Here is a 22,250-nt window from a genome sequence, read left to right as displayed (position 1 = left end):
GCCCGCCGCACGCGCGCACCTCCGCCAATCGACCACGGCGGAACCCGGCCACACAGGAACGCGGCCGACACGCGCCCACGGGCGCCCCAAACCCCGCTCCAAGCCCCAAGCTCCGCCAGTCGACCAGCAGTACTGACCAGGCGGGAACACCGTCGGCACCGGCCCACACACGACGGGCGGGCCCGGACACCAAGTGTCCGGGCCCGCCCGTCGTGCACACGCCTCGCGGAGCGACCCCGCCGCCTACTACTTCTTGCGGCGGCGCCCCCCGCCCTTCTGGGCCTTGCGGCGCTCCGCGCGAGTCGTGCCCGCGCCAGCCTCCGTACGGTCCACCCCGCCGTTGCTCTCGAAGTCGCCCTCGACGACGCCGCCCTCACCGTCGACCGTCGGCGCCGAGAAGTGCAGCCGGTCCCGACGCTGCGGAGCCTCCAGGCCCTTCGCCCGGATCTCCGGCCGCGCGCCACCGCCTGTGCGGGCGCCCGCGTCCGCCTTCGCCAGCGACGTACGCTCGCCCGCGTCCTGCACCGGGACCTCCTCGACCTGCTGCTCGACCTGGACCTCCAGGTTGAACAGGTAGCCGACGGACTCCTCCTTGATGCCCTCCATCATGGCGGTGAACATGTCGAAGCCCTCACGCTGGTACTCGACCAGCGGGTCCTTCTGCGCCATCGCGCGCAGGCCGATGCCCTCCTGGAGATAGTCCATCTCGTAGAGGTGCTCACGCCACTTGCGGTCCAGCACGGACAGCACGACGCGCCGCTCCAGCTCACGCATCACGTCCGCGCCCAGCGACTTCTCGCGCGCGTCGTACTGCTCGTGAGCGTCGTCCTTGATCGACTCGGCGATGAACTCGGCCGTGATACCGGCACGGTCCCCCGTCGCGTCCTCCAGCTCCTCGATCGTCACCTTCACCGGGTAGAGCTGCTTGAAGGCACCCCACAGCCGGTCCAGGTCCCACTCCTCGGCGAAGCCCTCCGCCGTCTCCTGGCGGATGTAGTCGTCGATCGTGTCGTCCATGAAGTGCCGGATCTGGTCCTGGAGGTCCTCGCCCTCCAGGACCCGGCGGCGCTCGCCGTAGATGACCTGACGCTGCCGGTTGAGCACCTCGTCGTACTTCAGGACGTTCTTGCGCGTCTCGAAGTTCTGCTGCTCCACCTGCGACTGCGCCGAGGCGATGGCACGGGTGACCATCTTGTTCTCGATCGGGACGTCGTCCGGCACGTTCGCCATCGACATCACGCGCTCGACCATCTGCGCCTTGAACAGCCGCATCAGGTCGTCGCCCAGCGACAGGTAGAACCGGGACTCGCCCGGGTCGCCCTGACGGCCGGAACGACCGCGCAGCTGGTTGTCGATCCGGCGCGACTCGTGGCGCTCCGTACCGAGGACGTACAGCCCGCCGAGGGACACGACCTCGTCGAACTCCGCCTTCACCGCCTGCTCGGCCTTCTCCAGCGCGGCGGGCAGCGCGGCGGCCCACTCCTCGACGTGCTCCACCGGGTCGAGCCCGCGCTGGCGCAGGTCCGCCTCGGCGAGGTCGTCGGGGTTGCCGCCGAGCTTGATGTCCGTACCGCGGCCGGCCATGTTCGTGGCGACGGTGACCGCGCCCCTGCGCCCGGCCTGGGCGATGATCGGCGCCTCACGGTCGTGCTGCTTGGCGTTGAGCACCTCGTGCTGGATGCCGCGCTTCGACAGCTGCTGCGACAGGTACTCCGACTTCTCAACAGAGGTGGTGCCGACCAGGACCGGCTGGCCCTTCTCGTGCTTCTCGGCGATGTCGTCGACGACCGCCGCGAACTTCGCGACCTCGGTGCGGTAGATCAGGTCGGGCTGGTTGACGCGGACCATCGGCCGGTTCGTCGGGATCGGCACGACGCCCAGCTTGTAGATCTGCTGGAACTCGGCGGCCTCGGTCATCGCCGTACCGGTCATGCCGGACAGCTTGTCGTAGAGGCGGAAGAAGTTCTGGAGGGTGATCGTGGCGAGCGTCTGGTTCTCGTCCTTGATGTCCACCCCTTCCTTCGCCTCGATCGCCTGGTGCATGCCCTCGTTGTAGCGGCGGCCGGCGAGGACACGGCCGGTGTGCTCGTCGACGATCATGACCTCGCCGTCGATGACGACGTAGTCCTTGTCCTTCTTGAAGAGTTCCTTGGCCTTGATGGCGTTGTTCAGATAACCGACGAGCGGGGTGTTGACCGACTCGTACAAGTTGTCGATGCCCAGCCAGTCCTCCACCTTCGCGACCCCGGACTCGTGGATCGCGACGGTGCGCTTCTTCTCGTCGACCTCGTAGTCGCCGGTCTCCTCGATGCCCTTGAGCTGGTTGCCCGCCTCGCCCTTGGTGAGCCGGGTGACGAGCTTCGCGAAGTCCCCGTACCACTTCGTCGCCTGGTCGGCCGGACCGGAGATGATCAGCGGCGTACGGGCCTCGTCGACCAGGATGGAGTCGACCTCGTCCACGATCGCGTAGTTGTGACCGCGCTGGACGAGCTCCTCCTGGGACCACGCCATGTTGTCGCGCAGGTAGTCGAAGCCGAACTCGTTGTTCGTGCCGTACGTGATGTCGAAGCCGTACTGCTCACGGCGCTGCGCGGGCGACATGTTGGCGAGGATGCAGCCCACGCTGAGGCCGAGGAACTTGTGGACCCGGCCCATCATCTCGGAGTCGCGCTCGGCCAGGTAGTCGTTGGTCGTGATCACGTGGACGCCCTTGCCGGAGAGGGCGTTCAGGTAGCAGGGCAGGGTGCCGACGAGGGTCTTGCCCTCGCCGGTCTTCATCTCGGCGACATAGCCGAGGTGCAGCGCCGCGCCGCCCATCATCTGGACGTCGTAGTGGCGCTGGCCGAGCACGCGCTTCGCCGCCTCGCGGACGGTCGCGAACGCCTCGGGGAGCAGGTCGTCAAGGGTCTCACCGTCGGCGTACCGCTGCTTGTACTCCTCGGTGAGGGCTCGCAACTCGGCGTCGGAGAGGGCGGTGAAGTCCTCCTCGATGGAGTTGACCTGGTCCGCGATGCGGTGCAGTTTGCGCAGGATCTTGCCTTCGCCTGCACGCATGAGCTTGTTGAAGACGGACACTGAGGTTGGTCTCCTTGCCGGTCGGGCCTGGCACTGGGTCTGGTGATGGACACTGGCGCGGGCGCGGCAGGCCGACCCCGCCGCAACGGCCATCGTAAGCGAGGACCCGGCCGCGTCGGGAGGTCCACGTGACGCCGGCCTCCCGTTCACCCGCCATGAGAACGCGCGGGACGTACGGAAGGTGCCGGTGCGGTACGAAAAGCGCTCGCGCCCGGCACGCCCGCTCAGCACACTGCCCCCATGGAGCCCCTCACCGCCCGGTCCGCCCCGCCCGACGCCTCGGCCACCTCCCTGACCACCGAGCGGCTGCGGCTGCGCCCCCTGGCCCCGGACGACATCGACGCGGTGTACGCGGCGTGCCAGGACCCCGACATCCAGCGCTGGACGACGGTGCCCTCTCCGTACGGAAGACAGCACGCCGAGGAGTTCGCCGGGCGGACAGCCCCGGAGCTGTGGCGGGCCGGGAGCAACTTCGTCTTCGGGATCCGGCCGCGCGACGGCGGCCCGCTGCTGGGCAGTGTCAACGCCCACGGCGGGTCCGGGCTGTGGGAGGTCGGCTACTGGACGGTCCGGGAGCACCGCGGCCGCGGCTTCACGACGGAGGCCCTGCGGGCCCTGACCCTATGGGTGTTCACCGAGCTGGGCGCCGAGCGCGTCGAGTGGCGGGCCGAGGTCGGCAACGAGGCGTCGCGGGCCGTCGCGCTCAAGGCCGGTTTCGTCATGGAGGGCACGCTGCGCGCCGCTCTGCTGATGCGGGGGACGACGCGTGACGCCTGGATCGGCGCGCTCCTGCCGTCCGATGTCGGGCTGCCGTCCCCGCATCCGTATCTGCCCGGTCACCCCTGACCGGGGCGCCCACCGGCCCGGGCCGGCTGTCGGTGCCGCCGTCTATCGTTCGGGCATGACCACTGTGCCGCCCGCAACCGCTGTGCCGCCCGCTGCCGCCGAGCTGTCCGCCGACGAAGCCCGCCGTATCGCGCTGCGCGCCCAGGGGTTCCTCGGCGCGCCCGACCGCCGGGGCGGCGTGCGGGGTGTGCTGCGGCATCTCGGGGCGGTGCAGCTGGACACGATCTCGGTGCTCGCGCGTTCCCACGAGCTGATTCCGTACGCGCGGCTGGGCGCCGTGGGCCGCGGGACGGTCGAGGAGGCGTACTGGACACCGGCGGCGGGCCCGGACGCCTCTCCCCGGCCGCACGCCTTCGAGTACTGGTCGCACGCCGCGTGCATCCTCCCGGTCGAGGAGTGGCCGCATTTCGCGTTCCGCCGCCGCGCCTACCGTGCCCGCCCGCAGTGGCACCACGAGCTGTCGGACGGGGCGTACGACGCGGTGATCAAGCAGCTGCGGGCGGAGGGGCCGCTCACCGCGACCGAGCTGGGCGGCGCCAAGAACGGCGGGGAGTGGTGGGACTGGTCCGAGGCGAAGGTCGCGGTCGAGCGGGCGCTGATGTACGGCGAGGTGGTGTGCACGGAGCGGCGCAGCTGGAAGCGGGTCTACGACCTCGCGGAGCGCGCCGTCCCCGGTGAGCTGCTGCACGACGAACTGGACGACACCGAGTGCCTGCGGCGGCTCGTACGGCTCGCGGGACAGTCCCTGGGGGTGGGCACCCGCGCGGACATCGGGGACTACCACCGCATCAAGGGCGAGCAGGTCGACGCGGTGATCGCGGACTCCGGGCTGGTGCCGGTGACGGTCGAGGGCTGGGCGAAGCCCGCCTGGGCCGATCCGGCGGCGCTGGAGAGCGTGCCGCGCGGGCGGCATCGTACGACTCTGCTCTCACCGTTCGACTCGCTCGTCTGGGAGCGGGCCAGGACCGAGCGGATCTTCGGCTTCGTCCATCGGCTGGAGGCGTACGTCCCCAAGCCCAAGCGGATTCACGGGTACTTCGCGATGCCGCTCCTGTCGGGCGGCAGGCTGCTCGGGCGGGTCGACCCGGCGCGCGAGGGCAGCACCCTGGTCGCCCGGCAGGTGTCGCTGGGCACGCCCGCCGCGGTCGAGCCCATGGGCCGGGCGCTGCGGGAGGCGGCCGAATGGGTGGGCTGCGACTCCGTACGGATCGAGCGTGTCGACCCTCCCGGCCAGGCGGCGGCGCTGGCGCGGGCCGTCATCTGATTTCGAGGATCTTCTCCCGCATCGCGTAGACCACGGCCTCCATCCGGGAGTGCAGCTGGAGCTTCTCCAGGATGTTGCGGACGTGGTTCTTCACGGTGTTCTCGGAGATGAACAACTCCTTGGCGATGTCGCGGTTGTTCATTCCCGTGGCGACCAGCTTGAGGACTTCGAGCTCGCGTTCGGTGAGCCGGGGCGCGGGCACGAGCCGGCGCTCGTCGGTGCGCTGGATCATGGACTTGAACTCGGTGAGGAGTTTGGAGGCCATGGACGGGCTGATCTGCGACTGCCCGTCGGCGACAGCACGGATGGCGGTGGCCACCTCGTCCGTGGAGATCTCCTTGAGGAGGTAGCCGGTGGCGCCCGCCTTGATCGCGTCGTAGAGGTCGGCCTCCTCGTCGCTGATCGTCAGCATGATGATCTTGGCGCTGGGGGCCACCTCCTTGATGGAGGTGCAGGCTTCGATGCCGCCGCGTTTGGGCATCCGGACGTCCATCAGAATGATGTCGGGCAGCAGGTCGGCGGCCTTGTCGACGGCCTCCGCGCCGTCTCCGGCCTCCCCCACGACCTGGATGTCCTCCTCCTGGGCGAGCACGATCTCCAGCCCTCTGCGGAAGAGCGCGTGGTCGTCCACGACCAGGACCCTGATCGGCTCGGCGCCGGGGTCGTCCGGCACGGAGCCGGTGTCCGGTCCGGGACGACCGGTCGTAACGCCGGCACGCTGTGCGTGGTGCACCGGCCCGAAGCTGTCCGCCATCGTTCCTCCCCCTGAAGGCCATGGGCCGAAGTACATGCGAGCTACACCAACCCCGTTTCAGGGAGCGGGCGTTGACGTGCGTGGCCATGATTTCATGCCCGGCCGACAGAGCGGTGGTCCAGCCGTCGCGCGGTGGTGCCCCCGCGGCCCGATCAGGGCCTGCGGGGGCACCGTGGAGAGGCGTGTCGTGTCAGCCGCCGAGCGCGCCGCCCGCGCCCGCTGCCTCGGACTCGGCCAACTGGTCGGTCCGCAGGTGGATGACGCCGTAGTCGTAGGCGTGGCGCCGGTAGACGACGCTCGGCTCCTTGGTCTCGGAGTCCACGAACAGATAGAAGTCGTGTCCGACCAACTCCATCTCGTAGAGCGCCTGGTCGAGGGTCATCAGGGCCGCGGTGTGCGTCTTCTCACGGACCACCAGCGGTCCCTCGCCCTGCACCTCGAGCGAACCGATCCTGGTGGTGGGCACGCCGTTCGGCGACTCCTCGGCGGGGGCGGGGCCCGAGCCGTTCAGATGGGCCACACCCGGAACGACGTCGACGACCTCGGCGGCCGAAAGCCGTCCGTTGCCCCGGCGGTTGAAGCGCTTCTCGTGCTGCCTGCGCAGCCGCGCCTCCAGCTTGCCGGTGGCGAGGTCGAGCGCCGCGTACGGGTCGGCGGCGGCGGCCTCCGCCCTGATGACCGGACCGCGGGAGTGGAGGGTGATCTCCACCCGGTCGCAGCGGTCGGCCTGACGCGGGTTGTGCTCCTTGGACACCTCGACGTCGAGGCTGATCACCTTGCCGTCGAGCTTCTGGATCTTCTCCAGCTTCAGCTTCTCGGCCACGTGCTTGCGGAACCGCTCGGGTACCTCTGTCTTGCGGCCCTTGACGACGATGTCCACGCAGAACTCCGTTCCCGGATTCGCTCCGCCACGTTGCGGAGCCTCTCCCTCTTGCACCCGACCCCGATGGTCACCGGAGCCTCGGACTTGGTGACTTTCACCTCCTCCTCCCCCGTGGGCAAGATCCCCATTCCCTCCGACTTCGAGGTTGTGGAAAATGCTCCGAACACGCCGCTGCATATCGGTGAGGTACGGCTTTCGCTTTCCCTCACAACCGAACATAGCTCTCTTGGGCGGGTATCGGCACCCGCTACCCGCGCGTACGTCCGTTCCGGTGTTGTACGACCCTCACCACCTGCGACGAAGCAAAATCGGGATCAGTTCCGGTTTATTTCGAAAGAGAGCGGCGGTGCGGCGACCACAGCGGCGCTCACCTGTGTGAAAGCGGGATACCCCGATCTCGTCGCGGCATGCATCGCGCGGCACGCTTCCACGAGCGAGGCGCCCGTTGTCATGAGATCGTCCACCAGCACCACCCTGCCGCCGTCCAGCAGCCCGGCGCCCCCGGCGGCGACCTCCAGGGCCCCGGACAGATTGGCGAGCCGCTGAGGGGCGCCCAGGCCCGACTGGTCGGCCACCTCGCGGCGCTGCCGCAACACCGGAAGCACCCGGGCGGGCCGCCCCGTACGCCGCAACTCCCCGGCCGCCGCCAGGGCGATACGCCGGGCCGCGTCGTGTCCCCGCGCCCCGACGGCCCGTCTCGTCGACGGAACGGGGACGAGGATCAGCGGGCCGACACCCGTGCCCGGCGGTACGGCGGCCCGCACCGCCCCGGCCAGCGCCCGGCCCAGGGGCGCCGCCAGCTCCAGCGCGCCGCGCTCCTTGTGGGCCAGCAGCACGGCCCGTACGGCGTCCTCGTACGGCGCTGCGGCGTGCACCACCGGCAGCCCCACGGGCTCGGGCACCGGCCGCGCCCGGCACGGCCACGTCCCGTACAGCGCCCGTCCGCACGCGTCGCAGAGCGGCGTCCTGGGACTCCCACAGCCGCCGCAGGCGACCGGCAGCACCAGCCCGGTGATTTCTCGCCACCACCCCCGCATGTCACCACTGTGCCAATGACGGGGACGCGCGACCAGCCCTGTGGACAAACCCGGTTCCGCTCCGGTCCATACGCCCGCCCCGGGCCCCGTCCGGACCCCCGTCCCGTCCGCCGTGGAGTCGCCGCCGACCAGGAGGTCTCCCGGCGGCCGGCCCGCGTCCTCCGGGACCCGGCTAGCCCGGGTAGACGGGCGACGAACCGTCCTTGACCATCGTCTGCCAGTTCGCTCCGCTCGGCAGCCGCACGATGCCGGCGTCGTCCGAATCGGCCACCAGCGGCTGCCGTTCGTCGTCCGCGGCGGCGATCGCCGTGACCTGGTTCAGCCCCGGCAGCACACCCGCCGCCGAGGTCGAACCGTCCGTCTGGATGTAGCTCACCTGCTGCACCCCGCCCGCCTCCTTGCCGACCACGACGAGCCGGCTCGGACCGGCCCACGACACGGCGGTGACCGTCTCCATACGGGGTGCCACGGCCTTCAGTTCCGTCACGGACACCGTCTCCTCCGTGGCCGGTCCACGCCGCTCCACCCGGCCGATCTGGAGCGTCGTACGCCCGTTCTCGGAGAGCAGGAGCGCCACCCGTACGCCGTCGGCGGACACCCGCAACGCCTCGATCCGCGCGTCGCCGAGCCCGTCGACCCTCACCTCGCGGGGCGCCTCGGCGCCGTCGGCCAGGCGCAGCAGCCGGGGCTGCGCGGGATCGCGGTCGGCTATCCAGAGATCGCCGTTCCCGTCCCAACTCGGCGCCGACAGACGGTTCTCCTTCTTCGCTCCCCCGCTCACGACGAGCGGGTCACCGACTTCGCCCGCCGAGATGACCGACCCGACATACAGGGACTTGGCGTCCTGCGAGACACCCGCCGCGTGCTTCTCGTCCCGCGCCACGGCGACCTGGCCCAACGGCGTCGTGCCGTCGCCGAAGGGGCCCCGCACACGTGGCGGGTCGATGGGTTCCTTGCTGCTGACCGACAGTTGGGCGAGCCGTCCCTTCGCGTCGATGAAGTACGGGTTGTTCGCGCCGTCCGAGGTGCGGTCGGCGGCGAACTCCTCGGCCTGGTCCCCGCTCAGCGCGCATAGCGAGGAGCCGTTCTGACGCAGCAGTTCGACCTGTTCGCCCCGGGTGGATGTCAAGTCCCGCAGTGTGAAAAGCAGTTGAGCCGCCATTTTGCGGCACTGCTCCCGGCCGACCTTGTCGACCTTCGCGTTGAGCGGCACCTTCAGCGAGTTCCGGTCGTCGAACTCCAGTGTCCGGACGCCGCGCTTCAACGCCGTACCGGGCGGGAAGGGCGAATCCACCACCGGCCGCATCCAGTCGGTCGGCCCGTCGAGCAGCACCTTGACCGCCTGGGTCACCGGGTCCATCCGCGTCACCGGGTCGATGCGCTGCCGGATGTAGACGGGGTCCGCGACGAGCCAGCGCTGCCCGGAGGCGAAGTAATACTTGTTGACCGCGCGGTAGTTGCGCTGGAAGTCGGACTCACCGAGCACCAGGCCCTGCGGCAGGTCGTCGATGCGCCACTCCTTGCCGTCCGGCACCTTCTCCTGGACGAGATGGATGGCACGGTCGTACGGCTCCGGAGACACGGGCCGGTAGGCGTGTCCGGCGTCGACCGCCGCGATCTGCTCGCCGAACAGCGGATACGTGAGGCCGGGCCCCTCCGGGCCGGAGGGCCCCTGGGGGTCGGCCGGGTCGGGCGCGGCGGCCAGCACCGTCGTACGGGAGTCCGGCTGCCAGCTCTGCGACGCCTTCTTCGTCAGATACTTGCGCGCCACCGCGAAATCGGGGTCGTCACTGGTCATCGCCTCCAGGAAGCCGTCGACGATCTCGTTCGGATCGGCGCCCTCGGCGGGCGCGACGGGGTAGACCCGCACCTGCGAGTCGCCGCGCGCGGACGCCTTGACGGGTTCGACGTCCCCGCTGTTGGGGATGGACGCGCAGCCCGCGAGCAGCGCGGCGCCGCACCCGAACACCAGGGGCAGCCGCGCCGGGCGTCCCCGGCCGTGACGAAGGCGGTCAGCGCCCACGAGTTGTGTCCTCCCGCTCGGCCGCCCGAGCCGGGGACCCGGCTGCGGAGACGGATGACGACGGCGGTGACGACGGCGTCGTCGGTGTAGGCGTCGTCGCCGATCCCGGTTCCCGGTCCGCCGGGTCCGCGGAACGCGGCACCACCCGGGCGCCGTTGCCCGGCAGAGCCGCCGGATCGACCGCGCCGGAGGGCGGGGGCACCGACGCGCGCGGCGGCACCGGAAGCGACGGGCCCGGCGCCGACTGGGACGGCACGCTCGCCAGCCGGTGCGCGCCCTCCTTCGGAGCGCCCTCGGCGATCCGCTGCCGGCCGCGCCGTGAATCCTCCGGCTCCAGCGGTATGGGCGAGCCCCGCAACGACTCGTCGGCGGTACGCGGCAGGGTCAGCCGGAACTGCGACCCGCCCCCCGGCTCGCCCCACGCCTGGAGCCAGCCGCCGTGCAGCCGCGCGTCCTCGACGGCGATGGACAGGCCGAGGCCCGTACCGCCGGTGGTGCGGGCCCGCGCGGGATCCGCCCGCCAGAAGCGGTTGAAGACCCGTGTCGCCTCGCCGGGCTTGAGGCCCACTCCGTAGTCCCGTACGGCCACGGCGACCGCGCCGCCCGCCACCGCCATCCGTACGACCACGTCCCGGCCCTCACCGTGCTCGACGGCGTTGACGACGAGATTGCGCAGCACCCGCTCCACCCGGCGGGCATCGGCCTCGGCCACCACGGGCTGCTCGTCCCCCAGGACGCGGATCCGGGTGCCCTTCCGCTCGGCGAGCGGTTCGGCTCCGCCGATCACCCGGCGTACGACCACGCGCAGGTCTATCGGCTCCGCCTCCAGCGCGGCGGCACCGGCGTCGAACCGGCTGATCTCCAGCAGGTCCGAGAGCAGCGACTCGAAACGGTCGAGCTGGTCACCGAGCAGTTCCGCCGAGCGCGCGGTCACCGGATCGAAGTCGGCACGGGCCTCGTGGATGACGTCGGCGGCCATCCGCACGGTGGTCAGCGGAGTACGCAGCTCGTGCGAGACGTCCGACACGAAGCGGCGCTGCATCCTGGAGAGCTCCTCCAGCTGCTGGATCTTGACGTGGAGGCTCTGGGCCATCTTGTTGAAGGCTTCGCCGAGCCGGGCGATGTCGTCCTCGCCGGTGACCTTCATGCGCTCCTGGAGCCGGCCCGTGGAGAGCCGTTCGGCGATCCCCGCGGCCATCCGTACGGGGGTCACCACCTGCCGTACGACCAGCCAGGCGATGGCCCCGAGCAGCACGACGACGAACAGCCCCGCCGTGGCCAGCGTTCCCTTCACCAGGTTGAGCGACTGCTCCTCCTGGGTCAGCGGGAACAGGTAGTACAGCTCGTAGGAATTGCCGTCGACATCGGTCAGCCGCTTGCCGATCACCAGCCCGGACTCGGACTCCCGTCCGTCCGTGTACTGGATCAGGGTGTACTTCTGGAACGTCCCCGTGCCGGTGGCGACCTCCGACCGCAGATCCGCCGGAACGCTCGTGATGTGGTCCACCCCGCCGGACGCGCGCGGGAAACGACTGCTGGACCCCGCGCCGTTCCCGTCGGCGCTCAGCGCCACCACGTTGAACGCGCTCTGTCCCCCACTGGCGAGCTGTACGACCAGGTCGGAGCGCCAGTTGACGGAATTACGGCTCGACCTGCCGTCCGCCCCGCCGTCCCCCTGCCGGCCCGGCTCGACCGGCGCGTCGGCCTTCTCCTTGGCGACGGTGAAACCACCGGCCGCCTGGCTCTGGGCCGCCTTCTCCTTGGCGTCGAGCAGGCCGTTGCGGACCTGGCCAATCACCACGAAACCCAGCAGCAACACCACACCCAGCGACATCAGCAGGGTGGTGGTGACCACCCTGAGCTGGATGTTCCGCCGCCACAGCCGCACGGCGGGCAGCACCGGACGCCGCAGCCAGCGCACGACGAGCCGCAGCACGGGGCTCCCCGCCGCCCCGTCCTGGATCAGCCGGCCGGGGTGGCGGAGCCTGCGCAGGAGAGCGGCCCCACGGCCCCCGCCGGCGGTGCGCCCCCCACGGACTCCCGGCGCCCCGGGCTTCGGGGCGGTGTTGCCGCTGGACATCTCAGCTCGGTCCGGCCTTGTAGCCGACACCGCGCACGGTCACGACGATCTCCGGGCGCTCCGGGTCCTTCTCGACCTTGGAACGGAGCCGCTGCACATGCACATTGACCAGTCGGGTGTCCGCCGCGTGACGGTAGCCCCACACCTGCTCCAGGAGCACCTCACGGGTGAAGACCTGCCACGGCTTGCGGGCCAGCGCGACAAGGAGATCGAACTCCAGCGGAGTGAGGGCGATGGACTGCCCCTCCCGCTTCACCGAGTGGCCCGCCACGTCGATGACCAGGTCACCGATGGTCAACTGCTCGGGCGCGGGCTCCTCCGACCTGCGCAGCCGTGCCCTGATCCTGGCGACCAGCTCCTTGGGCTTGAACGGCTTGACGATGTAGTCGTCCGCGCCCGATTCGAGCCCCACTACCACGTCGACCGTGTCGCTCTTGGCCGTCAGCATGACGATCGGCACGCCGGACTCGGCCCTGATGAGCCGGCACACCTCGATTCCGTCGCGGCCGGGCAGCATCAGGTCCAGCAGCACCAGATCGGGCTTGGCCTCACGGAAAGCGGCGAGGGCCTTGTCACCGTCCGCGACGAACGACGGCTCGAACCCTTCGCCTCGCAGCACGATGCCGAGCATCTCGGCCAGTGCGGTGTCGTCATCGACGACAAGGACACGTCCCTTCATATCGACATCATCCCATTTTCATTTCCGATACGTAGACTTGCGTGATCCAGCTCACCGACCTGGGACGACGTGGACATGTGTCCTCCGTGGACCGTCGTGGCCCGCTGCTGTCGATGTCAACCACAGACGGCACACCCTGTCTCGATGACCTGGTCCTTCGACAGGAACCATAGCGAGCCGCCCGCCCGGCCAACCCCGACGGAGCCATTCCCCTTGTTCCCGGGCCATCTCCGGTCCCCCGGCCCGTCAGCCGCCCACCTCCGCACGAGCCCGTGCGCACAGCCCGGCGATCCCGTCCCGGGTCACCGGCGACAACGCCCCGTATTCGGTGACCAGCGCCGTCACCAGCTCCGGAGGTGTCACGTCGAAGGCCGGGTTGTACGCCTGCGTCCCCAGCGGCGCGACCGCCATCCCGCCGCCGATCTGCACCCCGGCCCCGGCCGCCTGCGGAGCTGTCAGCTCGGTCACCTCCTGCCCCGGCCGCTGCTCCACCTCGATCGACGCGCCGTCCGGGGTCTCCAGGTCCAGCGTCGTGGTCGGCGCGACCACGACGAACGGCACATGGTGGTACTTCGCCAGCACCGCCAGCGGATAGCTGCCCACCTTGTTCGCGACCGAGCCGTCGGCGGCGATCCGGTCCGCCCCGATGAGCACGGCGTCCACCTCGCCCGCCGCGAACAGCGAACCCGCCGCGTTGTCCGTGAGCAGGGTGTACGCGAGCCCGTTGCGCGCCGCCTCGTACGCCGTCAGCCGTGCTCCCTGGAGCAGCGGACGGGTCTCGTCCACCCACAGCCGCCGGAGCCGCCCCACCCGGTGCGCCGCGAGGGCGACGGCGAACGCGGTTCCCTCGCCGCCCGAGACCAGGGCCCCGGTGTTGCAGTGGGTCAGGATGCGGTGCCCGCCGCCGGGCAGCAACTCGTCGAGAAGCGCCAAGCCGGATGCCGCCATCCGGGCGCTGGCGACGGCGTCCTCGCGATGCAGGTTCCTGGCCTCCGCCAGTGTGGCCGCCGCCGCCCGCTCCTGATCGGCGCCCCCGGCGATCGCCGCCCGGTGCACCTCCAGCGCGCGCCGTACCCCGTATCCGAGGTTCACGGCGGTGGGCCGCGCGCTCTCCAGCAGCGCTGCCGCCTCGTCCACGTCGTAACCGCGTGTCGCGGCGAGGGCGACGCCGTAGGCCCCGGCGATCCCCAGGAGCGGTGCCCCGCGCACGGCGAGCGTCCGTATCGACTGAACCAGCGCCGGCACGTCGGTACAGACCAGCTCCGCCTCCTCGACCGGCAGTCTCGTCTGGTCGAGGAGGACCAGTACGGGCCCCTCCGGCAGCTCGTCCCAGCGCAGTGCCGGGGACATGGACGGCTCGGCGGCGATCGGGGATGGTGCGTACTGATCGGTCATCCGCCCAGTCTGCCCGCTACCGCGCGGACTATGAAGGCGAGAAGGAGCGGGAGCACCCCGCCCGCCGGCGGGCCCCGCGTGGCACGATGGCTGCCAGCCTCCCGCTCTCCTGGGCAGACGGGCACCGTTGAAGCGCCGGCTCCCCGAGCCTGCCTCCGCAACCAATCCACGAGGTGGACGACCGTGAACGACACTCCGGGCTGGGCCTCGCCCGGATCTGCCCCGTCCGACGGCCAGGACGCGAGCGTGCCCCGGCCCGCCGCGCCCGCCGACGACTCCGGCACGCCCTCGGACACTCCTCCGAAGTGGTCCAAGACCCAGCCACCGGCCGGACAGTGGTCCCCGCCGAGTACTCCCGGCCCCGCTCCGCAGGTTCCCCGCCCCACGGCGGCTTGGGGCGGCCCCGGACCCGGCGGCGGTCAGCAACCCGCCTGGGGACGCCCTCCGGCCGCCAAGCCCGGTGTCATCCCGCTGCGCCCGCTGGCCGTGGGAGAGATCCTCGACGGTGCCGTGTCCACGCTGCGCGCCCACTGGCGCACCGTTCTCGGTCTCACGATCGTCGTCGCCACGTTCATGCAGGTCGGCAACATACTCGTCGAGCGCTATCTCCTGCCCGAACCCGTGGAGATAGACCCGAACGCCGACCCGGCGGAAGCGCTGAACCAGGCCGTCGACTCGTTGCAGGCCAGCCTCATCGCGCTCGGGCCCGCCCTGTTCATCACCATCCTCGGCACGCTTTTCGTCACGGCCGTGCTCACCGTCGTCGTCAGCCGCTCCGTACTCGGCCGCGAGGTCACGCTGTCCGACGCCTGGGCCGAAGCCCGGCCCCGGCTGCTGCAACTGCTGGGCCTGACGCTGCTGCTGCCCGTCATAGGCGCCGCTGTCATGACCGTCGGCATCCTGCCGGGCCTTGTGATCGGCTCGGCCGTCGGCGGCGCGCTGGCGATGCTCGGCGGACTGGTCGCCACCGGCGCGACGATCTGGGTCATGATCAGCCTCAGCCTCGCCTCGCCTGCCCTGATGCTCGAAAGGCAGGGGATCGTGGCGGCGATCCGCCGTTCCGCCAAGCTCGTGAAAGGAACGTGGTGGCGGATCTTCGGCGTCCAGCTGCTGACGCTGCTGCTGACCTTCGTCATCAGCATGATCATCGCCCTGCCGTTCGATCTTGTCGCGTCCGCCGTGAACGGCGGAGGCGTCAGTGGCATGTTCCCCGAGGCCGGTACGGATGTGGGCTGGCCCTACCTGATCATCACGGGCATCGGCACCGTGATCAGCGCGTCCATCACGCTGCCCATGTCCGCGGGTGTCTCGGTACTCCTCTACGTGGACCAGCGCATCCGGCGTGAGGCCCTGGACCTCGAACTCGCCCGTGCCGCCGGTGTACCGGGCTACGGCTCCGAGCGGCCTGGCGACGACGCTCCCAGGAGCTGATGCCGTGTTCGGCACGGGGGGCATCACCACGGCGTGGCCTGCCACGCGCGTCAGCGACGAGATACCGGTGGACACGTCGCGTGTCCCCGCCCGCGAGGCCGCCGAGGACGAACTGTCCAAGCCGATGTACCACGAGAACGACCCGAATCTCCTCCAGCGCGCGATGGACCGCCTCTGGGAGTGGATCGGAGACCTCTTCAACTCCGTGGCCGGCTCCGGCGTGGCAAGTCCCGTCGGCCTCACCGTCATCGGGGTGATCGTCACAGCGCTCGCCGCTGCCCTGTGGTGGCGCCTCGGCAGCCCCGGGCGCGCCACCGGCCGCAAGGACGTCCTCTTCGAATCCGGCCCACGCGGCGCGGCCGAACACCGCGCCGACGCGGAGGAACACGCGACGGCGGAACGATGGAACCAAGCCGTCCAGGAACGGATGCGCGCCGTCGTCCGCTCGCTGGAGGAGCGCACGATCCTCGACCCCCGCCCCGGCCGCACCGCCGACGAGGCCGCAGCCGACGCGGGCCGCGCCCTCCCCGACCACGCGACCGCCCTGCGCGCCGCCGCCAGAGCCTTCGACGACGTCACATACGGAGGACGCTCCGCGAACCGCCAGACATACCTGCGGGTGCGCGACCTGGACCTCGGCCTGGAGAACAGCAAACCCCAGTTGAGCGACGTCATCCGGGGAGCCGCCGAATGACCGGCACCACCACGACGCCCCCACACCGCACGACGACCAGCCCCACCTCGATGTCGCCCAGCGCCCAGCAGGTCTGGAACCGGGTCAGAGGACTGCTGGCCGCCCTCGCGGTCCTGCTCGTGGCCGGGATCGCCCTGGCCGCCGTACGCTCCGACGACCAGCACGGCCGCCTCGACCCCCGCTCCACTGATCCGCAGGGCAGCCGGGCCGTCGCCGAACTCCTCAAGGACCGTGGCATCCCGACCCGCGTCGTCACCACGCTCGCCGAGGCAACCGAAGGAACCGGTCCCGACACCACTCTGGTCGTCGTCTCCCCCGATCTGCTGACCTTCCACCAGCAGCACGCCCTGCGCAGAGCGACCGAACTCTCCGGTGGCCGCACGGTCCTGCTCTCCGCAGGACCGCCCTCCGCCGGCGTCCTGGCCCCCGGCGTCACGGTGTCGACACCGGCACCGACGACCGCACGCGAACCCCGGTGCTCCCTGCCCGCCGCCAACGACGCGGGCGCCGTCGACATCGGCGGTGAGCGCTACACAGCCCCTTCCGCGGACAGCGACGCCTGCTACCCCACCGACGGCCTGGCACACCTGCTCAAGGTCGACACCGGAGCCGGAGGCGACACCGTTCTGCTCGGCTCCCCCGATCTCCTTCACAACGAGCGCCTCGCCCACCAGGGCAACGCCTCGCTGGCCCTCCAACTCCTCGGTTCCCGGCCTCATGTCGTCTGGTACCTCCCCTCGCTCAGTGATCCTTCCGCCACCACATCCGGCGGCGACAACGGTGACGCGATCGGCGGTTCCGACGGCGACGAGGGCCGGGACGGAGAAGAGAGCGAGACGAGCTTCCTCGACCTGATCCCCTCCGGCTGGCTCTGGGCCACTGTCCAGCTCGCCCTCGCCGCCGTACTCGCCGCTGTCTGGCGCGCCCGTCGGCTCGGCCCCGTCGTCGAGGAACAGCTCCCCGTCACCATCCGCGCCTCCGAAGCCACCGAGGGCCGTGCCCGCCTCTATCGCAAGGCCAACGCCCGCGACCGCGCCGCCTCGGTGCTCCGATCGGAGACCCGTACCCGCCTCGCCTCCCTTCTCGGTGTCCCGCCGTCCGAGGCCCACTTTCCGGAGACTCTCGTCGCCGCTGTTTCCGCTCGACTCCCCGACCCCTCGCGGGATCCCCGCACGCTGCTCTTCGGCCCGGCGCCGGCCGACGATGCCGCTCTCATCCGCCTGACGGACCAACTCGACGCCCTCGAAAGAGAGGTACGCACCTCATGAGTGCCCCGACCCCCGAGACCACTGGGACTTCGGACAGCGCCCGAGCCTCCCTGGAGGCCCTGCGCACCGAGATCGCGAAGGCCGTGGTCGGCCAGGACTCTGCCGTGACCGGACTCGTCGTCGCCCTCCTCTGCCGGGGCCACGTCCTGCTCGAAGGAGTCCCCGGCGTCGCGAAGACACTCCTGGTACGGGCCCTCGCCGCCTCCCTCGAACTCGACACCAAGCGAGTCCAGTTCACCCCCGACCTGATGCCGAGCGACGTGACCGGCTCTCTGGTCTACGACGCGCGCACGGCGGAGTTCTCCTTTCAGCCCGGCCCCGTCTTCACGAACCTGCTGCTCGCGGACGAGATCAACCGCACGCCGCCCAAGACCCAGTCGTCGCTGCTCGAAGCGATGGAGGAGCGTCAGGTCACGATCGACGGCACGCCTCGTCCGCTCCCCGACCCGTTCCTGGTCGCGGCGACGCAGAACCCGGTCGAGTACGAGGGCACCTATCCCCTCCCCGAGGCACAGCTCGACCGCTTCCTGCTGAAACTGACGGTCCCTCTCCCGTCACGCGCGGACGAGATCAGCGTCCTGACCCGTCACGCGGACGGTTTCGACCCGCGCGATCTTCAGGCGGCCGGTGTGCGTCCCGTCGCCGGTCCGTCCGACCTCGAAGCGGCGCGCGCCGCGGTCGCCAAGACGTCCGTCTCCCCCGAGATATCGGGCTACGTCGTCGATATCTGCCGTGCCACCCGTGAGTCCCCCTCGCTGTCTCTCGGCGTCTCTCCCCGAGGCGCCACCGCCCTGCTCTCCACCGCCCGTGCCTGGGCCTGGCTGACCGGCCGCGACTACGTCACGCCCGACGATGTGAAGGCCCTCGCGCTGCCCACTCTGCGGCACCGTGTCCAGCTCCGCCCCGAGGCGGAGATGGAGGGAGTCACCGCGGACTCCGTCATCACCGCGATCCTCGCCCACGTCCCCGTGCCCCGATGAGGCGATGAACCATGGCCCTCACCGGACGAGCGGCACTTCTCGCCGCTCTCGGATCGCTTCCCGTCGGTCTTCTCGCCCCCAGTTGGACGGGAATGCTGGCGGTCAACGCGCCCCTCTCGCTCGCAATTCTGTGCGACTACTGCCTGGCCGCGCCAGTGCGAGGGCTCCAGTTCACCCGAAGTGGTGATACGTCAGTTCGGCTCGGCGAAAAGGCCGAGGTCCAGCTCACGGTCGTCAACCCCGCGCGCCGCACCTTGCGTGCCCACGTCCGCGACGCCTGGCCGCCGAGCAGTTGGCCGGCGGGCACCGAGCAGTCCGCTTCCCGTCACGCGTTGACCGTCCCCGCCGGTGAACGGCGCCGCCTCTCCACCTTTCTCCGCCCAACACGCCGGGGCGACAGGCGAACAGAGCGAGTAACCGTGCGCTCCTTCGGCCCTCTTGGGCTGGCCGCGCGCCAGGGAAGTCACGACGTGCCCTGGACGGTGCGGGTCCTCCCGCCGTTCACCAGCCGCAAGCACCTGCCGTCCCGGCTCGCCCGTCTGCGAGAGCTCGACGGCCGGACCAGCGTGCTCACTCGCGGTGAGGGCACCGAATTCGACAGCCTTCGACCGTACGTACCGGGAGATGACACGAGGTCCATCGACTGGCGTGCCACCGCACGGCAGTCGGCGGTGGCGATCCGCACCTGGCGGCCCGAGCGGGACCGGCACATCCTGATCGTCCTCGACACAGGTCGCACCTCGGCGGGCCGTGTGGGTGATGTGCCACGCCTCGATGCGTCTCTGGACGCGGCTCTGCTTCTCACCGCCCTTGCCACTCGCGCAGGGGACCGAGTCGACCTGCTCGCCTACGACCGCCAGATCCGCACCCAGGTCCGAGGACGATCGGCGAGCGACGTGCTCCCCGCGATGGTGCACGCCCTCTCCACGGTGGAGCCCGAACTGGTGGAAACAGATGCACGCGGCCTCATCGCCAACGTCCTCAGAAGCGCCCCACGCCGTTCTCTCGTCGTGCTGCTGACCACTCTCGAAACAGCTCCGGTGGAGGAAGGGCTCCTCCCCGTTCTCGCTCAACTCACGAAGCGACACACAGTTCTCGTCGCCTCGGTGGCCGACCCGCATGTCCGAGGGATGAGCGCGGCGCGTGGCTCGGTGGACGCGGTCTACGAGGCCGCCGCCGGCTCCCAGGCCCAGTCCCAACGACGCCGTACGTCGGAGAAACTCCAACGCCAGGGCGTCACGGTGGTCGATGCGCTTCCTGACTCACTCGCTCCGGCCCTGGCGGATGCCTATTTGGCACTGAAGGCAGCAGGGCGCCTCTGAACGGATGTGGGCCGGAGGGATGTAGGAGGTAAAGCCCCGTCCTGCCCACAGAAAGGTTTTGGACGCAGAAATGCCTCAACCCCCGGCCATGGGCCGGGGGTTGAGGCAGAATGATTGTTCGGCGGCGTCCTACTCTCCCACAGGGTCCCCCCTGCAGTACCATCGGCGCTGAAAGGCTTAGCTTCCGGGTTCGGAATGTAACCGGGCGTTTCCCTAACGCAATGACCACCGAAACACTATGAAACTGTTGAACAACCGGGCGAAAACACAGTCATTCGTTGTCTCAGAACTAACACAGTGGACGCGAGCAACTGAGGACAAGCCCTCGGCCTATTAGTACCGGTCAACTCCACACCTCACAGTGCTTCCATATCCGGCCTATCAACCCAGTCGTCTACTGGGAGCCTTACCCCATCAAGTGGGTGGGAGTCCTCATCTCGAAGCAGGCTTCCCGCTTAGATGCTTTCAGCGGTTATCCCTCCCGAACGTAGCCAACCAGCCATGCCCTTGGCAGGACAACTGGCACACCAGAGGTTCGTCCGTCCCGGTCCTCTCGTACTAGGGACAGCCCTTCTCAAGACTCCTGCGCGCGCAGCGGATAGGGACCGAACTGTCTCACGACGTTCTAAACCCAGCTCGCGTACCGCTTTAATGGGCGAACAGCCCAACCCTTGGGACCGACTCCAGCCCCAGGATGCGACGAGCCGACATCGAGGTGCCAAACCATCCCGTCGATATGGACTCTTGGGGAAGATCAGCCTGTTATCCCCGGGGTACCTTTTATCCGTTGAGCGACGGCGCTTCCACAAGCCACCGCCGGATCACTAGTCCCGACTTTCGTCCCTGCTCGACCCGTCGGTCTCACAGTCAAGCTCCCTTGTGCACTTACACTCAACACCTGATTACCAACCAGGCTGAGGGAACCTTTGGGCGCCTCCGTTACTCTTTAGGAGGCAACCGCCCCAGTTAAACTACCCATCAGACACTGTCCCTGATCCGGATCACGGACCCAGGTTAGACATCCAGCACGACCAGAGTGGTATTTCAACGACGACTCCACAACCACTGGCGTGGCCACTTCACAGTCTCCCACCTATCCTACACAAGCCGAACCGAACACCAATATCAAACTGTAGTAAAGGTCCCGGGGTCTTTCCGTCCTGCTGCGCGAAACGAGCATCTTTACTCGTAGTGCAATTTCACCGGGCCTATGGTTGAGACAGTCGAGAAGTCGTTACGCCATTCGTGCAGGTCGGAACTTACCCGACAAGGAATTTCGCTACCTTAGGATGGTTATAGTTACCACCGCCGTTTACTGGCGCTTAAGTTCTCAGCTTCGCCACACCGAAATGTGACTAACCGGTCCCCTTAACGTTCCAGCACCGGGCAGGCGTCAGTCCGTATACATCGCCTTACGGCTTCGCACGGACCTGTGTTTTTAGTAAACAGTCGCTTCTCGCTGGTCTCTGCGGCCACCCCCAGCTCACACTGCAAGAGTGATCACCAGAAATGGCCCCCCTTCTCCCGAAGTTACGGGGGCATTTTGCCGAGTTCCTTAACCATAGTTCACCCGAACGCCTCGGTATTCTCTACCTGACCACCTGAGTCGGTTTAGGGTACGGGCCGCCATGAAACTCGCTAGAGGCTTTTCTCGACAGCATAGGATCATCCACTTCACCACAATCGGCTCGGCATCAGGTCTCACCCTCAATAAGAGACGGATTTGCCTATCTCTCGGGCTACACCCTTACCCCGGGACAACCACCGCCCGGGCTGGACTACCTTCCTGCGTCACCCCATCGCTTACCTACTACCACCTTGGTCCGACGGCTCCACCACTCCCCTTTGCCCGAAGGCTCCAGGACGGCTTCACGGTCTCAGCATCAGAGGATTCAGTACTGGGCGTTTCAAAGCGGGTACCGGAATATCAACCGGTTGTCCATCGACTACGCCTGTCGGCCTCGCCTTAGGTCCCGACTTACCCTGGGCAGATCAGCTTGACCCAGGAACCCTTAGTCAATCGGCGCACACGTTTCCCACGTGTGTATCGCTACTCATGCCTGCATTCTCACTCGTGAACCGTCCACCACTGCCTTCCGGCGCGGCTTCACCCGGCACACGACGCTCCCCTACCCATCCGCACGCCCGTTGGGGCTATGTGTACGAATGACACGACTTCGGCGGTACGCTTGAGCCCCGCTACATTGTCGGCGCGGAATCACTTGACCAGTGAGCTATTACGCACTCTTTCAAGGATGGCTGCTTCTAAGCCAACCTCCTGGTTGTCTCTGCGACTCCACATCCTTTCCCACTTAGCGTACGCTTAGGGGCCTTAGTCGATGCTCTGGGCTGTTTCCCTCTCGACCATGGAGCTTATCCCCCACAGTCTCACTGCCGCGCTCTCACTTACCGGCATTCGGAGTTTGGCTAAGGTCAGTAACCCGGTAGGGCCCATCGCCTATCCAGTGCTCTACCTCCGGCAAGAAACACACGACGCTGCACCTAAATGCATTTCGGGG

Annotated in this window: 15 protein-coding genes and 2 rRNA genes (1 of these 17 cut by a window edge); 7 read left to right on the top strand and 10 right to left on the bottom strand. The window is 69.1% G+C overall.

All coding sequences use genetic code 11. From position 1 onward, the window contains the following. Window positions 1–246: 246 nt before the first annotated feature. On the bottom strand, window positions 247–3,075 hold the full coding sequence (secA, locus tag OG875_RS19800; RefSeq protein WP_330175550.1) for a preprotein translocase subunit SecA: 2,829 nt from the start codon (window positions 3,073–3,075) through the stop codon (window positions 247–249). Window positions 3,076–3,315: 240 nt separating this feature from the next. On the opposite strand from secA, the gene OG875_RS19795 reads away from it, so the two are divergent. Together OG875_RS19795 and OG875_RS19790 are read left to right on the top strand one after the other, a co-directional pair. Then, window positions 3,316–3,921: a GNAT family N-acetyltransferase gene (locus OG875_RS19795; RefSeq protein ID WP_330175549.1), complete on the top strand. Its 606-nt coding sequence runs from the start codon at window positions 3,316–3,318 to the stop codon at window positions 3,919–3,921. Between the two features lie 55 nt (window positions 3,922–3,976). After that, window positions 3,977–5,185 carry a winged helix-turn-helix domain-containing protein gene (locus OG875_RS19790; protein WP_330175548.1) on the top strand — a complete coding sequence of 403 codons (1,209 nt, stop codon included), beginning with the start codon at window positions 3,977–3,979 and terminating at the stop codon, window positions 5,183–5,185. On the opposite strand, the gene OG875_RS19785 is transcribed toward OG875_RS19790, so the two are convergent. The 7 genes from OG875_RS19785 to mtnA all read right to left on the bottom strand — a co-directional run bounded on the left by OG875_RS19785 (window position 5,178) and on the right by mtnA (window position 14,036). Further along, the gene (locus tag OG875_RS19785; RefSeq protein WP_443079145.1) at window positions 5,178–5,939 is read right to left on the bottom strand and encodes a response regulator; all 762 of its coding nucleotides are present in this window, start codon (window positions 5,937–5,939) and stop codon (window positions 5,178–5,180) included. The two genes, OG875_RS19790 and OG875_RS19785, sit on opposite strands and share 8 nt — an antisense overlap. 190 nt (window positions 5,940–6,129) lie before the next feature. Beyond that, window positions 6,130–6,819: a ribosome hibernation-promoting factor, HPF/YfiA family gene (gene hpf, locus OG875_RS19780; protein ID WP_330175547.1), complete on the bottom strand. Its 690-nt coding sequence runs from the start codon at window positions 6,817–6,819 to the stop codon at window positions 6,130–6,132. Window positions 6,820–7,136: 317 nt separating this feature from the next. After that, window positions 7,137–7,859, bottom strand: a complete 723-nt coding sequence (locus OG875_RS19775; RefSeq protein WP_330175546.1) for a ComF family protein — start codon at window positions 7,857–7,859, stop codon at window positions 7,137–7,139. A gap of 172 nt (window positions 7,860–8,031) precedes the next feature. After that, complete coding sequence (locus OG875_RS19770; RefSeq protein ID WP_330175545.1) at window positions 8,032–9,882, bottom strand: LpqB family beta-propeller domain-containing protein; 1,851 nt, start codon at window positions 9,880–9,882, stop codon at window positions 8,032–8,034. Then, entirely contained in the window at window positions 9,872–11,962 is a 2,091-nt protein-coding gene (mtrB, locus tag OG875_RS19765) for an MtrAB system histidine kinase MtrB (protein ID WP_330175544.1), read from the bottom strand. Before mtrB ends, OG875_RS19770 begins: the two co-directional genes overlap by 11 nt. Before the next feature lies 1 nt (window position 11,963). Next, window positions 11,964–12,641, bottom strand: a complete 678-nt coding sequence (gene mtrA / locus OG875_RS19760; protein ID WP_003968748.1) for a two-component system response regulator MtrA — start codon at window positions 12,639–12,641, stop codon at window positions 11,964–11,966. A gap of 246 nt (window positions 12,642–12,887) precedes the next feature. Further along, the gene (gene mtnA, locus OG875_RS19755) at window positions 12,888–14,036 is read right to left on the bottom strand and encodes an S-methyl-5-thioribose-1-phosphate isomerase (protein ID WP_330175543.1); all 1,149 of its coding nucleotides are present in this window, start codon (window positions 14,034–14,036) and stop codon (window positions 12,888–12,890) included. A gap of 183 nt (window positions 14,037–14,219) precedes the next feature. Here mtnA and OG875_RS19750 point away from each other — a divergent pair, with 183 nt between their 5' ends. The 5 genes from OG875_RS19750 to OG875_RS19730 are packed head-to-tail and all read left to right on the top strand — an operon-like array spanning window position 14,220 to window position 19,731. Next, window positions 14,220–15,467, top strand: a complete 1,248-nt coding sequence (locus tag OG875_RS19750; protein ID WP_330175542.1) for a DUF7544 domain-containing protein — start codon at window positions 14,220–14,222, stop codon at window positions 15,465–15,467. A gap of 4 nt (window positions 15,468–15,471) precedes the next feature. Then, window positions 15,472–16,161 carry a DUF4129 domain-containing protein gene (locus OG875_RS19745; RefSeq protein ID WP_330175541.1) on the top strand — a complete coding sequence of 230 codons (690 nt, stop codon included), beginning with the start codon at window positions 15,472–15,474 and terminating at the stop codon, window positions 16,159–16,161. Next, a complete protein-coding gene (locus OG875_RS19740) occupies window positions 16,158–17,429 on the top strand; it encodes a DUF4350 domain-containing protein (RefSeq protein ID WP_330175540.1) in 1,272 nt (423 codons plus the stop codon). Before OG875_RS19745 ends, OG875_RS19740 begins: the two co-directional genes overlap by 4 nt. Next, the gene (locus OG875_RS19735; RefSeq protein ID WP_330175539.1) at window positions 17,426–18,409 is read left to right on the top strand and encodes an AAA family ATPase; all 984 of its coding nucleotides are present in this window, start codon (window positions 17,426–17,428) and stop codon (window positions 18,407–18,409) included. The genes OG875_RS19740 and OG875_RS19735 overlap by 4 nt, the downstream gene beginning before the upstream one ends. An 11-nt stretch (window positions 18,410–18,420) precedes the next feature. After that, a complete protein-coding gene (locus tag OG875_RS19730; RefSeq protein WP_330175538.1) occupies window positions 18,421–19,731 on the top strand; it encodes a DUF58 domain-containing protein in 1,311 nt (436 codons plus the stop codon). A 116-nt stretch (window positions 19,732–19,847) separates the two neighbouring features. Here the strand turns inward: OG875_RS19730 and rrf are convergent. Together rrf and OG875_RS19720 are read right to left on the bottom strand one after the other, a co-directional pair. Continuing rightward, window positions 19,848–19,964: ribosomal RNA gene (rrf, locus tag OG875_RS19725) — 5S ribosomal RNA — on the bottom strand. A gap of 80 nt (window positions 19,965–20,044) precedes the next feature. Then, a 23S ribosomal RNA gene (locus OG875_RS19720) occupies window positions 20,045–22,250 on the bottom strand (it continues 919 nt past the right edge of the window).

Source organism: Streptomyces sp. NBC_01498, assembly GCF_036327775.1.
In the GTDB taxonomy this organism is placed as follows: domain Bacteria; phylum Actinomycetota; class Actinomycetes; order Streptomycetales; family Streptomycetaceae; genus Streptomyces.
The sequence above is the reverse complement of the archived record's forward strand: the minus strand, read 5'-3'. Positions and strand labels throughout refer to the sequence as shown.